The organism is Longimicrobium sp., assembly GCF_036554565.1.
Lineage (GTDB): Bacteria > Gemmatimonadota > Gemmatimonadetes > Longimicrobiales > Longimicrobiaceae > Longimicrobium.
Window position 1 is genome coordinate 1 of the sequence record NZ_DATBNB010000052.1, and the last position, 14,093, is coordinate 14,093.

6 protein-coding genes and 1 tRNA gene are annotated in these 14,093 nt (G+C 66.9%); 5 read left to right on the plus strand and 2 right to left on the minus strand.

All coding sequences use genetic code 11. The annotated features are described in order from the left end of the window. A partial coding sequence (locus VIB55_RS01415; protein ID WP_331874875.1) for a hypothetical protein occupies nt 1-1,371 on the minus strand: 1,371 nt, incomplete at its 3' end. 255 nt (nt 1,372-1,626) lie between these two features. On the opposite strand from VIB55_RS01415, the gene VIB55_RS01420 reads away from it, so the two are divergent. From VIB55_RS01420 to VIB55_RS01430, 3 genes are all read left to right on the plus strand, one after another. Next, entirely contained in the window at nt 1,627-2,100 is a 474-nt protein-coding gene (locus VIB55_RS01420; RefSeq protein WP_331874876.1) for a toll/interleukin-1 receptor domain-containing protein, read from the plus strand. 219 nt (nt 2,101-2,319) lie between these two features. Continuing rightward, nucleotides 2,320-4,977: a hypothetical protein gene (locus tag VIB55_RS01425; protein WP_331874877.1), complete on the plus strand. Its 2,658-nt coding sequence runs from the start codon at nt 2,320-2,322 to the stop codon at nt 4,975-4,977. A gap of 159 nt (nt 4,978-5,136) precedes the next feature. Next, nucleotides 5,137-7,059 carry a TIR domain-containing protein gene (locus VIB55_RS01430; protein WP_331874878.1) on the plus strand — a complete coding sequence of 641 codons (1,923 nt, stop codon included), beginning with the start codon at nt 5,137-5,139 and terminating at the stop codon, nt 7,057-7,059. 82 nt (nt 7,060-7,141) lie between these two features. On the opposite strand, the gene VIB55_RS01435 is transcribed toward VIB55_RS01430, so the two are convergent. Further along, nucleotides 7,142-10,093: a hypothetical protein gene (locus VIB55_RS01435; protein WP_331874879.1), complete on the minus strand. Its 2,952-nt coding sequence runs from the start codon at nt 10,091-10,093 to the stop codon at nt 7,142-7,144. A 332-nt stretch (nt 10,094-10,425) separates the two neighbouring features. Between VIB55_RS01435 and VIB55_RS01440 the strand changes: the two genes are divergently transcribed. Together VIB55_RS01440 and VIB55_RS01445 are read left to right on the plus strand one after the other, a co-directional pair. After that, a tRNA-Arg gene (locus VIB55_RS01440) sits at nt 10,426-10,499 on the plus strand. An 809-nt stretch (nt 10,500-11,308) separates the two neighbouring features. After that, nucleotides 11,309-13,978, plus strand: a complete 2,670-nt coding sequence (locus tag VIB55_RS01445; RefSeq protein ID WP_331874880.1) for a PAS domain S-box protein — start codon at nt 11,309-11,311, stop codon at nt 13,976-13,978. The last annotated feature ends 115 nt before the right edge of the window (nt 13,979-14,093 follow it).

Below are 14,093 nucleotides of genomic sequence, written 5' to 3' on the forward strand. Positions count from 1 at the left end.
CGCGAACTCGTCCCCAGATATCCGGACATGACCAGGAAGCCGGTGGTCCAGAAACTCCTCAAACGCGGGCTTCCCCTCCAGGCGCGCTCTGCTGCAGTTCGGACAAGCGACGATCCGGTCCTCGAGGAACTCGGGAGAGAACACCCGCGACTGCAGCATGGCGCAATATGCAGCGAAGCTCCGCAAGGGCGATTGGGCCACCCCGTCGCCCTCCAGAAGCTCCCGAGGAAACCCGCCTTGAGAGGCCACTGCCCCGATCAGGAGCTGTGTCGCCTTGTAGTTCAGCCACTGCACCGGCAGTGATCGCTCCCGCAATTCCTGCTGCCGCCGGATTGTCTCGTACCCCATCGTGTTCGAATCGGAGTTAGATAGATAACGCCCGAACTCGCGTTCCTGGGCCTTATCGAGCACCTGAACGAAGCCGGGCCCGGCTTCAGTCGCGACGAGTTCCCGGCCCTGCACGCTGCACCGGACGATCCTGGGCAGAGGTGTCCCACCGTGATTCATGTAGGCTAAGCAGGCTAGTTCCGCCAGCGTCCACCACGACGTGCGATAATCGTCCGTCTCGAAGATCCAGAACTCTTCCGCGGCCCGGATCTTCCCGTCGATGAAGGCAAGGATCTGCCAGCGACGGTGCTCGGTCATGAATTCACCGGAAAGCGCGCCCGGTGGATAGTAGAGCACCGGGAAATCCGGATCGTGGTGGTCCGCTTTCACTTGCTCGACCACGTCTTCCACGTAGAAGCCCGCCACGCCGACAGGGTGCCTGTGGTTACGGGAGTGCCGGCTCAGGTAGCTGACAAACGCGCGCCCCGACCAAGTCTGTCGCGCCTTCTTTTGTTCCAGCGCTTCTTCGATCCTCCGGTTCGCCCACGCAGTCACCAGCCCCATGCTCTGGCCGAGTTCGCCCTCGCGGATGACGACCTTCTCCCCAGCGGGCCGGGGCAGCCGATTCGCCAGGAGGCGGAGTTGCCGGAGCACCCAATCCACGAGGACATTGTTCTCCAAGCGGGTGTGAACTCCGCTCGGCGCAGCCGAAACATCCGGAAACCCGCCATCATGAAACGGCTGAAAATTCAGCGGCAGCGGTGTGCGGCTAACCACCAGGAAATGGTCCATGCAGGTGGGCCACATCTGAGCCGCCTGGTAGTTGGAGCCCAGTGGGTCCTCGACCGAGCCGTCGAATACCACAATGTCGTCCTCCATCCCGAACCGGATCATCGCCGATTGATCCCCGCCGTAGACAGCCGGCCGCATCTCCACCTTCATCTCACGAGGGAGGTCCGAAGCAAGCGAGGCCTGCAGCCTCTGCGCGAAATCACGGCCCTGCTGAGATGCAGACGCGAAAAGCGTTAGGGTGATCTCTTTCATGGGCACCTCGCAACTTGATTATGGATGGTGAAGATGGCTTGTGTTGATCACGAAGGAAGACCTGCGGACTCGCCTTGCAGCGCATTACGCGTTGCAGTTAAATTGGCGTTCCAGGCACGCTATATCAACACCGCTATTCGTTTCCGCACCAGATGGGTGGGGGATCCGGCGGGGCGGAAGAAGGTCCACGTGTGGGCTGGACGGTCCCCAACCCAGGACCTCTGTATGCACAAACCTTATCAAGCGCAGAGGGTGATGCCAGTCTTCATCTCTTATACACGTTCCGACGAGGCAGTGGCCCGCCGAATCCATACGACCCTAACTGGGAAGCAGATCACGGCATATCTGGACCTGCTCGATCCTGACATCGCACCAGATCGCGTAACGCAGGCCGTTTGCAACGGGTTGAACCGGTGTACGCACCTTCTTGCCGTGGTGTCCCGTGAAACGCGGGCGTCGTGGTGGGTACCGTTTGAGATCGGTGTGGCGACCCAGGGCGACCGACGGATCACCACCTTCGTTCGAGACCTGAACCGTGTTGATCTCCCGCATTACCTTCAGATCTGGCCCATACTGGTGGCGGATGTTCAGCTCGACACGTTCGCGCGGCTGTATCTCCAGGACAGGATGGTACTGGAAAACAAAGGGTTGGTGACAGCCGCACGGTCTGCGGCCATCCAGAACGCATCTCAGTTCCACGCCCGGCTGCGCGGAGCGATCGGCCAGTAGGTGGGTGAGCGATTCCTACTGCCCTGTCGAGACATCCTTGTAATCTGTTCTACCGCCCTCCGCGCTGGGTGTTGGCGCCCGTAGCGGCGTGCGGCAGTTTGATCGCCCTCTTCACGGCCGATGCGTAGCCGTCGGTCAGCACAGGATCTCTGCACGCTCACTCTCCCCCATGCGCTAGTCCGCAGCAACGTCTGTCGTGTTCTTTCAGGAGAGCCCAAGATGGAGCGCTGGAAGGAACTGATCGATTACAAAGTAAATGGCGTACCACTCCTCAGCGGGGCGTTCTTCGCGCGGTGGGGGGAGCGTGCATGGAAACCAACTGACGAGGACCGAGAGGCGGCCGCGGTTCTGCAGATGGAGATCTCCTCACGAATCACCTCGCATGGATTGGGCTATTCGGCCGGAGTCGAGGAAACTGCACTGCGCAGTGTCTATTCGCTCTTCGGAAGAACGCGAGAGATCTGCACGAAGCACCCTTTCGCGGTACATTTCAGCACGATCGCCTGGGATGTGCTGAACCGGCATGTGCGCCCGTTCACCGCGAAGTGGCACCGAGCCGCACAGGCCGGAGCGCTTGCTGCCCTCGACGCGACGGACGAGTTCCGCGCGGAGCTTGCGTCGCTGCAGCCTGTGCTGCGATGTCTCGACGACCTCCTTCTCGCGATCCGCGACGGCGAGCGGCCTTCGGACCGGGTAGCCGATGCTGTTGACCCTTGGTGGGCCGAGGAGAGAACCGCGGCTCTGCCGTACGGGATCCCGGAAAATGGCGGTGGGATCGCGACGGCGGACGCGACGCAGATGAATGAGGCAGAGGCTGACGCCATCCGGCGCAGACGAGCCCAATACCAGCTCCCGGGGACGGTATACGCGACCGGTCTGGCGCTCTCGGGCGGTGGAATCCGCTCCGCCACTTTTTCACTTGGCGTGCTCATCGCCCTCGCAAGACGGAACCTGCTTCCCCAGTTCGATTACCTCTCCACCGTTTCAGGTGGCGGATATCTCGGTTCTTTCATCAGCGCGTTTCTCGTTTCGTCTCCAGACGCCGACGGAATCGGCTTGGAACGGCACCAACTCCCGTTCCGCCGCACCGAAGGCGAGGCAGCGGCGATCCGTCACCTTCGCCAGAACAGCAAGTACCTGGCAACCGGGAGTGCCTGGCAGCGGCTTACGATGGTGTTCGCACAGCTCCTTGGTATGCTGCTGAACGCCGCGGCCGTCCTGTTGGTGGTGCTCAGCGCTGCCCTGCTCGAACTGCTGATCCGATCCGCGCCGGTGTTCGATGGCTTGCTCGTGCCTTTCACCCGGGCTTCTGCTGTAGCCTTGGCCGGCGGAGCCGTGGGTGCGATGGCGCTGTTGCGGTACGGCACCCGGATCCAGAAGCACGCCGACGCGCTCGTAGCCCTTCCTGCGGCGGCGCTGGGAATCCTCCTCTGCTGGCGAGGGCTGGTCCTGGTGCACGAGTGGTACGGTGGCCTGTCGGTCTCCTCCTGGAAGCATTTTGGGCTGATGGCCGTGCTTGGCTCGGTTCCGCTGATCGCATCCGCCGCCTTCGCGTCCGGGACTCCTCGGCGAATTGCATCGCAGCTGCTCGTGGTGGTTTCGGCGCTGTCGGCGCCATTCTTCGTCTTGGGACTCTACCTTGCCGTCTACCATGCGGCGAGCACCGAGATCACCATCCCGCCCGGACGCGAGGTGCCGGCCGGCGTCGTCTTCTCGGTCGCGGCGCTAGTGGGATGGATCCTGTACTGGTTTCTGGTCGATGTCAACGCGACCTCTCCGCACCGGCACTACCGCGCCAAGCTCTCCGAGGCGTACCTGATCCGGCCGGACGACGGAAGCGACGCCAATGCGTTCCGCAGTGCGGTTTCCACAAAGCTGTCGGACCTGAGCCCAGACCCCAGATCCGGCGTTCCGCACCCGAACCGCGCGCCGTACCATCTCGTGAATTGCGCCCTGAATGTGCCCGGCTCGAAGAACGCCGCGATGCAAGGGCGGTTCACCGATTTCTTTCTCTTCAGCCCGCGGTTCTGCGGCAGCCCGGTGCTGGGCTACGCGCCTACGGAGAAATGGGAACTCGGCGACCGGCACCTTAACCTCGCCACGGCTATGGCGATCTCGGGAGCCGCGGCGGCGCCCCAGATGGGACTGGGAACCATGCCGCGTCTCCGGTTCTGGCTCGCGCTGCTGAATGTTCGGCTTGGGTACTGGGTTCGGAAGCCTGGGGCGTATTCCCCTCGAGAGCGGGGTGCGCCAGGGCTCGTGTACCTTTTTCGCGAGATGCTGGGATCTATGCACGAGCGCCGACCATGGGTCCATGCTTCAGACGGGGGGCACATCGAGAATCTTGGTGTGTACGAACTCCTGCGGCGCCGCTGCAAGTACATCGTGGCCGTCGACGGCGAACAGGATCCGAAAATGACCTTCCAGGGGCTGACCCGGCTGCAGCGCCTGGCCGCCATCGACCTGGGCGTACGGATCGACGTCGACCTCGACGACCTCCGGCTCAGCGAAGGTGGGCTGAGCCGCTCCCATTTCCGATTCTGCCGGATCCACTACCCGAAACGGGGAGATCGTCAGGCGGGGTACGGCTACCTGCTGTACCTGAAGCTGTCGCTGACCGGAAACGAGGGCGAGTTCATCCGGCGCTTCCGCGCAGACGAGCCCGCGTTCCCGCACCACTCCACGGCCGACCAGTTCTTCAGCGAGGAGCAGTTCGAGGCCTACCGGAGCCTCGGCGAGCACACCGGGAACAACCTGTTCCTGCGTGCCATCGTCGGAGACCTCGCGGACGGGCGTGAGGTGGGGCTGGAGGAGTGGTTCGCCCGGCTCGGAGCGAGCTTTCTCGATCCGGTGCGCCCCGACATGTCCGCGGAATAACGTGGAGCTTGCCCACCGACCGAAATGGATGGACATTATCCGGTCGGACCGACAAGCCCGGTCCCCACCTGCCCCTGGAGCGCTTTTCCCGTCCGCGTATCACCGGGGAGAGCGCCGCGGGCCGGGCATGCTGCATCTCCACCCCTCCCCCTGAGTAGTATGCCAGGTGATCCCCCCTTCCCCTCCGGCACCATTACCGCTCCCCTGGCCGTACACGTACTCTGGACCGGCGAAGACGCCGGCGCGGATTCGCTGGCCAACGGGGTGTACCGGTATCTCGCGCGGGATCCGAGGCGGCCGCTGGAGCGGGGACTTGGTATTCCGGTCCGCTTGTGGAAGGACCCGGTCGCGGAAGCGGTTCCCGCATTGGACCTGGATTCCATGTCGCGAGCCGCCGTGGTGCCCCTGGTTGGCGCGAAGATGGTGCTCGACGCCTCGGACGCACTCGCAGCGCTCCGCGAGCGGATTGAGGGATCGGGTGGGCGGCACCGCTTGTACCCGGTAGCGCTGACACCCGCTGCGTTCCGCGGCCCGCTCGCGGCCTCGAACTTCATCCGCCTCCAGTCCATCGGCGAGGCCACGCGGCTGCAGCCGCTGGTGGACGCACTGGCCCATGCGCTTTACCAGCTCCTCGCCGACGAGGGCTCCGGCCCTCCCCGGCTGCGTCTCTTCCTCAGCCATGCCAAGCACGACGGCCGCGAGATCGCCGAGGCGCTCCGCGACCACCTGCGTGCAGAGACGCAACTCGACAGCTTCTTCGACACGAACGACATCACCTACGGCTCCGCGTTCGCCGAGGAGATCGAGCGAGGCGCGGAGGGAGCCGCGCTCGTCGCAATCCAGACCGACGCCTACGCCAGCCGGGAATGGTGTCGTCGCGAAGTGCTCATCGCGAAGGCGGCGGGACGGCCGGTCATCGTCATCAACGCCGTCCGCATGGGCGAGCTGAGGAGCTTCCCGTACCTGGGAAACGTCCCGACTATTCGCTGGAGCCCTGGGGATGCCGTGGCCGAACGGTGCGCCAGCGTGGTCTCGCTGGCGCTCCGCGAGTCGCTCCGGGTCGTGCATTTCACCCGTGAGGTGGCGGCAAGGGAAATCGTCCGCGAGGGCGACGCGGTGACCGCCTACCCGCCCGAGCTCCTCACCCTGGCGGCGTGGCGCCGCAACGCCGGCGGCGGCACGCCCGCCGTGCGGCGCGTAGTGTATGCCGACCCTCCGCTCGGCGACGAGGAGGTCGCGATCATCCGGGCCATGGAACCCGCCCTGGAGCTGGTCACGCCCCGACTGGCACGGCACGTGGACCTCACGGGGCAGCGGGTCGGCATCTCCGCTTCCGCGAGCCCTGACATGGCCCGGCGGGGGTGGGCCCAAGAACAGCTCGATGACTTCCTGGTCGAGGTGGCGCGTTACCTGCTGGCCTCCAACGCTGCCGTGGCGTTCGGAGGCGACCTGCGCGAGGGGGGGCTCAGCGAGGGACTGCTGGAGCTAGCGCGGGCCCACGACGCTTCGGGCCACGCGGACCGCATTCACCTGTTCCTCTACTGGCCGTACCACCGTGACAACCTCGCGCCGGAACGGGAGGCCGAGCTTCGCCCCGAGGTGCGCGTGCACCGCGCGGCGCGGCCCGATACCATCCCGGAAGGCTCCACGCTCGCCCAGGTGGCGGCCGACCGTTCGCTGGCGCAGGCGTCCCTGAGCCGCATGCGGAGCGAGATGACCGCCGCCGTCCAGGCGAGGGTGTTCCTGGGAGGGAAGACGGACGGGTACATGGGGCTTGTCCCCGGCGTGCTGGAGGAGGCCGCGCAGGCGGCGGCAGCGGGCCAGCCACTGTACCTGGTGGGCGCGTTCGGCGGGATGACGGGCGCGCTCATCGGCGCGCTGGGGACCGGCCCGCTCCCGGCCGGTTTCGGAGAGGAGGGCACGAGGCTGCTGGCGACCGTGCGTGCGCACCGCGCGACGGTGCTCGACAACGGGCTCACCGTTCGCGAGAACGAGGAGCTGTTCACGACCACCGAGCTCGCGCATGCCGTCGAGGTGACCGTGCAGGGGATCGGGAGGCGGCTAGCGGCGGCCGCGGCGTAACCCGAACCGGCGATGGTCCACCATGCCAGGGGCGCCACGGCAAGCCCGCTGGCCCGGCGAGATCAAATAGCGTCGCGCATTTTCATCTCCGCGGGGAGCGACCCACCGCCCCGCCCCGGGAAGCCGTCTGGCGCGCGGCGGCTGCCGTCGCCCGGGCGCGCACCTGGCGCCAGCGGTCCCGGATCTCCGTGGAGTCGAGCGCTACGAGGTTCCCGACCGCGTCGACCCGGTGCCCGGCCGCGAGTTCAGCGAGGGCGCGGAAGTCGTCCGCGGGCCATGAAACGAGCCCCGGCCACCGTGCCGCGAGATCGTTGGCCGCCAGCAGCGTGTCGACCGGGGCACGTTCGTCGACGACGCGCACCTGAAACGGCACACCGAGGAGTTCACCACTCTCCACGTCCCACATCCGTGCATTCGGCGCGTCAGGATCGGCCGCGTTGAAATCCACCGTAACGAGCCTGTCTCCCCCGCCGATGAAGTAGACGTTCATCTGCCCCTCCGCGCCGCTGCCGGGATGACGCAGCGCACGTACGGCAAGTCTCCCGGTTCGGGCATCCCACAGCCGCGCCGTGTGATCGAATCCCCCCGTGGCGACCCGGCTCCCGTCGGGACTGATGGCAGCCAACAGCACGCCGCCGGGGTGGGCGATCGGCTGGTCGAGGAGGGGACGCCCGGTCCGGGTGCTCCAGATCATGGCGGTGCCCCCGACGTTCCAGGTCACGGCGAACGTCCCGTCCTCGCTCACGCGAGCCTCCTGGAGCGTATCCCCCTCCAGATCTGTGGGGGCGTTCAGAGCCAGAAGCCTCACCTCCTCTCCGGACCTCCGCCGCCCGACCCGAGCGCTGAGCCTCCGCTTCCCGCGATGTGGTCGCCCTGCCGGCGCCGCCTGGAAAGGCCCGAACTCGGCTTCGTCCTCGCCGGGTGGCAAAAGCCACAACCGCACCAGGTTGGCTTCATCCACCGTCAGCACGCGGCGTCCGTCGCGCGAGAGCTCGGCACGGGTAACCACCCCGCCGTGCTCGAGTACCGCCCGCAACTTGCTTCGCGTCTCGTCCGCCGTCTCCGGCGGCGTCCAGAGGGTGGCCGTTCCATCATCACTCGCCACCACCACAGTCTGGCTGTTGGGGCCGAGCGTCGCGGCCGAGAGGGGCGGGCGCTCCATCCCGTCGGCCAAGAGTCGTCCGTCCGGCACGCTCCACAGGCGGGCTCCGCCGTCCGACGAGCCCCCCTCGGGAGCCATGCCGCTCGTGGTCAGAACGCGCTCGCCCGATGCATCGAACACGGCTGAGGTCGCGGGGAATGGATGATTAAGGAGCCTCGGCTGCGTCCGCCCGTCCACATCCACCAGCGCGAGGACATATTGTTCCGTTGTGCCGAACGTGCCCGATGGAAGGATCCGCGGAACCGTCCCCGACAGCGCGGCCACCTGGCCGTCAGGGCTCAAGGCGCCGATGCCGAACGGTGTGAATCCGGCAGGAAGGGTGAGCGAACTGGTCCTGCCGCTGTCTATCTCCCACACCAGCGCACGTTCCGTGTCCGCCAAGAGATGCCGCCGAGCGTCGGCATCGCTTCCCACATGGCTCATCCCCTCCAGTGAAGGCGGGGCTTTCGTGAGAGCGCGCGTGCTCAGTGCCCAAGCGACAGGGAGACCGCCGGTGCTCACCACCAGACGGCTCTCGTCGGTGCTGAAGGTCACGCTCGCGGTCGGGCTGTCCACTGCCGGAAGCGAATCGCTCCACAACAAGCGCGCTGCAGGCAGGCTCCACAGGCGCACCGTTCCGCCTGCGGATACAGTCGCCAGCAGAGCTCCGGAAGGAGCGAGAGCAGAGGCCACGACCTGCTCGGCGTGAGGGATAGATGCCACATTCGGTCCACCCTGCGCGTCAAACACCCGGAGCGTACCCCGACACCGCGGCTCCCCGGGGCGGCCGCATTTCCAGCGCCCCTCATCGTGATCGAAATCCTTCGCGCCGTCGGTGAGGACGGCCACGTACCGGCCGTCCGGCGTCAGGTGCGCCGCAGTGACTCGCTCCTCGAGCGCCCAGAGCTGAAGGGGAACCGGGACGTATCCCATAAGCGCTGCCAAGCGGAAACGGTGCGTGCGAAGACGCTCGGCGTTGTACTTGGATGGCGAGAAGGGGTGGCGGTACCACGGACGGTCCGATGCGGTCGTGAGCGCCTGCAGGTACCATGGTAGAGCGAGCGCCGGGCGTCCGTTCTCAACCTGGGCCGCCCCGTTGGCCACATAGGTCGCCTCCAGTTGGGAGCGGGTCAGCTGGAACTGCTCAATCGCCGTCATCGTCGCCTGGAAGAGCCCGATGCCGAGGAGAACCAGCGCGCCTGCGGTGGCGTTGCGCGCCCGCACAAAGCGGCGATGCTCGCGAACATCCACTCCCACCAGATCGTCCTTCGGCACGCCGCGGAGCGCCGAAGCGATCGTGGCCACCGCCTCTAAGAACTGTGGGTTTCTCGTCGAGAGATCCTGCGACGTGCGCGCCCAGCGCATATCAATGTAGTTGGGCAGCGAGCGATAGACCCCATCCAATACACGCGGCAACGCCGACGTTCGCTCCCAGTCGAACCGATCGCGCGGAACGTCCCACACGATCTCTCCGTCTGTCAGCACGATGAGCAGGTTCTCGGCGGTGCCCCCGTGGAGCCGCATCCATTCCTCCACCTCGCGCCGCACCCACTCCGACTCCGCGGCCGCCGGAGACGCGAGGAGCAGGAAGTGCCCGCTTGCGGCGAGCGCCTCCCGGATCGGCGGCCATACTTCTTCCGTTAATGGGACGGTCGTGGTATCGCGGAACAGCCGCAGCACGCGGCGTTTGTAGAAGGGCTTGGCAAACCGCTGCAACTCCACTTGAAGCGCCGAGGCGATCGATGCGTCCGGCGTTCGGCGGTACGAGAGAAACGCATCATAACGCCAGCGACTGTCGCCGTAGGTCGCGGGTCGGTGAGCACGGGCGGCATTCACAATAGCCATGGTAGGGCTGAAGCAGGCTTCGAAACATGAGCACTTGCGTAACAGCACGCGTCCCTTCGAAAGGCGATGCAGCAGGTGTGTGCTGTCGAGGGCGCGGGGACCCTCCGATCGCCACCCAGATCTGATCCAACGGCTTAGAAACCGACGCGAGGAACTTACGCGGCCCTGGCCTGTCAGTCGATGAATCAGATGGACGCAGCAGAGACGATTCCCTTGCCCCGACGTGCCTTGCCGTTCCTCCTTTGCAAGGTGCTCTTAATGGTGCTCGGTTGACAACACCTGCACCGCACTTGGCCAGGCACGAGCACACCCGGTAACTTCATGTCCGTTGGGCGGGGTGGAATTTCGTCTTGCACCCTGATACATTGGAACTCAACATTGGGCTCGTAGCTCAGGTGGATAGAGCGACTGCCTCCTAAGCAGTAGGCCGCCGGTTCGAGTCCGGCCGGGCCCATGCGCAACGGCCGCTGCCCGTGATAGGGTAGCGGCCGCTGCTCTTGTTGCGCAACAGCGATCTCGCCGATCGCTCGATTGGGTGCGAGCCAGTAACAAAACGGAGTAACAAACCGAGTAACGCGCGGTGCTGTCCAGTAACGCCGGGTTTGCGGATAAGCTGCAGAAATGCTAGACTTTTCTCGCCTCCGTGACGCGACGTAACGGGCCGTCCGCGTTTCCTAATCCTGAGGTAGTGGGTTCGAGTCCCGCCGGGGGCACTCAGGCCAAGGGGCTGCACCGCGATCATTCGCGCGGTGCAGCCCCTTTTCGATTGTCGGGTTCATCGCCTCCGTTTGCACGACTTTCCTGCACAGTTTTCCGGTACGATTCGAGGGCGGGAGAACGCTACGTCTCAAGTTACCCGCCTGGTGGTGAATTTCCCTGGCCGGCGCCGGCTGTTCCGGTTCGGTAACGGCCGGTCGAAATCCTCCCTGATCGATCCTCGCGAGCGGCACTGGACCGTGGCGCTTCTCGCATCCGGCGTGAGAAATCGGAATTTTCCGATCCTTTTCCGACGTCACGATGGTTCGGCCCATTCGTTCCCGCCTCGCATTCAGAGCGTCTCCTTCCCCTCATCGAGCAGTGTTCCCGGATGGGAACGAACGTGCCCAACAGATGCGGACGGTATGCGCACAAGCGGTTCTGCCGTTGCGTTTTGGGAACTTCGACGGGGGTTGTTGAGGGGCGTCGGCACGATGACATTTCGTGCACGCGATCCTCCCCGAATTGCCCCTTTTTCGGACACCCGCGCCACCTGCAGGAAGGCCCATGCACGCTACGCTTCCCCAGACGGAAACGCTGTTCGCGCGCGCACCCGTTTCCCTGTGGGTGGTGGACGCCGGCACCGGCGAGGTGCTGGATGTGAACGACGCCGCGTGCCGCGCGTTCGGCTACTCGCGTGGCCAGTTCCTGGAACTGGGGCCGGGGGAGATCGGGCCGCTGCCGCCGCGGAACGGCCCTGCGGCCGCGCGGCGGATGAGGCGGGGCGATGGCGCCGAGATCCATGCGGAACTGGCGGCGGAGCGGGTGGAGTGGGAGGGCCGGACGGCGTGGCTGGTGAGCGCGCACGACGTCACCGCGCGCGTCGAGGCCGAGCGCGAGCGGCTGCAGGCGGAGCGCGCCCGGTTCGACGCGCTCTTTCGCGACGCGCCGGCCATGGTCGCCGCGGTCGAGGGCCCGGACCACGTGTTCACCGTGGCCAACGAGCCCTACCAGCGGCTGGTGGGGCGCAGCGACCTTCTGGGCAAGCCCGTGCGCGAGGCGCTGCCGGACCTGGAAGGGCAGGGGTTCTTCGAGCTCCTGGACCGGGTGTACCAGACCGGCGAGCCGTTCGTGGCCACGGCCGTGCCCATCCGCATGCAGCCGCGCCCGGGGGAGCCGGTGGAGGAGCGGTTCGTCAGCTTCGTCTATCAGCCGGTCCGAGCCCGGGGCCAGGTGACCGGCATCTTCGCCCACGTGGTGGACGTCACCGACGAGGTGCGCGTGGAGGCGGCCCTGCGCCGCAGCGAGGCGAGGTTCGAGCGGATCGCCTCGAAGGTGCCCGGGATGGTGTACCAGTTCGCGCTGCACCCCGACGGGACCATGTCGTGGCCCTACGTCAGCGAGGGCGCCTGCAGCCTGTGCGAGGTGGACCGGGCCTACGTGGAGCAGAATCCGTCGTTCATGCTCCAGATGGTGCTGCCCGAGGACCGCCCGGCCCTGGATGCCCGGATCGCCGCGTCGGCGGCCACGCTGGAGGACTTTCGCTGGGACGGCCGCATCTGCACGCCCAGCGGCATGGTGCGTACGGTGTACGCCACCTCGCGCCCCGAGCGCCACCCCGACGGCACCATCGTGTGGGACGGCCTGATGCTCGACGCCACGGACCGCGTGCGGGCCGCGGAGGAGCTGCGGCAGTCCGAGGAGCGCTTCCGCATCGCCGCGCGGGCCACCAACGACGTGGTATGGGACTGGGACCTGGTGCTGGGGCGCCTGGTGTGGAACGAGGCCCTGGAAACCGTCCTCGCCCACACCCCTTCCGGCGCGCAGGCGGTCCCCGACTGGTGGGTCCAGCAGCTGCACCCCGACGACCAGGAGCGCGTGGTCGCCGGGCTGTACGCCGTGGTGGATGGGAACGGGACCGCGTGGCAGGACGAGTACCGCATCCGCCGGGGCGACGGGGGGTGGGCCACGGTGCTGGACCGCGGCTACGTGCTGCGCGACCCCGACGGCGCCGCCGTGCGGATGATCGGGGCCATGGAAGACGTCACCCAGCGCAGGCAGCTGGAGGCGCAGCTGGTGGATGCCAAGCGCCTCGAGTCCGTCGGGCGGCTGGCGGGGGGCGTGGCGCACGACTTCAACAACCTGCTCACGGCCATCACCGGCTACACGGAGATGCTCCTGTCGGACGTGGAGCCGGGCGGCGAGATGCACACCGACCTGCTGGAGATCCGCAACGCCGCCGCGCGCGCTACGGGGCTCACCCGCCAGCTGCTGGCCTTCAGCCGCCGGCAGGTGCTGCAGCCCCGGGTGCTGAACCTGAACGCCACCATCCGCGACCTGGAGCGCATGTTCCGCCGGCTGCTGCGCGAAGACGTGCGGCTGAAGGTGGAGCTGGACCCCGCCGCGGGGCAGGTGCGGGCCGATCCCGCGCAGGTGGAGCAGGTGCTGCTGAACCTGGCGGTGAACGCGCGCGACGCCATGCTCGCCGGCGGCACCCTGCGCATCACCACCCGCGCGGCCGTGGTGGCGCCGGGCGACTGCCTGTGCACGGCGCCCGTGAACCTGAAGCCGGGCCGCTACGTGGTCATCTCGGCGTCCGACACGGGCGAGGGCATTGCCCCCGAGGTGCTGCCGCAGATCTTCGAGCCGTTCTTCACCACCAAGCCGGCGGGGCTGGGCACGGGGCTGGGTCTGGCGACGGTGTACGGCATCATCAAGCAGAGCGGCGGCACCGTGTGGGCCGAGAGCGAGCCCGGCCGCGGCGCCACCTTCCACGTGTACCTTCCCGCCACGGACGAGCTTCCCGGGACCGCCGTCGCGCTCCCGTCGCGAACTCCCGCGGCGGCGGGGACGGGAACCGTGCTGCTGGTGGATGACGACGCGGCGGTGCGCACGTTCGTCCGCACCGTGCTTTCCGGCGCGGGATACCGGGTGTTGGACGCGGCGGACGGCGCCCAGGCGCTGCACGTGGCGGCGGAGTGCGGCGGGGCGCTGGACCTGCTGCTGACGGACGTGGTGATGCCGCGGATGGGGGGGCGCGACCTGGCCGACGAGGTGGCGCGCCGCTGGCCCGGCCTGCCGACGCTGTTCATGTCGGGCTACACCGACGACGCGCTGGCGGACCACGGGGTGCTGGATCCCGCCGTGATGCTGCTGGAAAAGCCGTTCTCGCGCGACGCCCTGCTGGACCACGTCCGCGAGGCGCTCACCCGCGGCGCCGTGGTTTCCGCCGGCTGAAAAAACGGGTTTCACGCGGAGGCGCGGAGGTCGCGGAGAACTGCAGAGGCATCCCCTGCTTTTCTCCGCGTCCTCCGCGCCTCCGCGTGACCCCGGTCTTTTGGAGTTTCTACGG

Coding starts and splice junctions, on each gene's coding strand:
- VIB55_RS01420 (WP_331874876.1), top strand. CDS start 1,627: ATGCCAGTCTTCATCTCTTATACACGTTCCGACGAGGCAGTGGCCCGC.
- VIB55_RS01425 (WP_331874877.1), top strand. CDS start 2,320: ATGGAGCGCTGGAAGGAACTGATCGATTACAAAGTAAATGGCGTACCA.
- VIB55_RS01430 (WP_331874878.1), top strand. CDS start 5,137: ATGCCAGGTGATCCCCCCTTCCCCTCCGGCACCATTACCGCTCCCCTG.
- VIB55_RS01445 (WP_331874880.1), top strand. CDS start 11,309: ATGCACGCTACGCTTCCCCAGACGGAAACGCTGTTCGCGCGCGCACCC.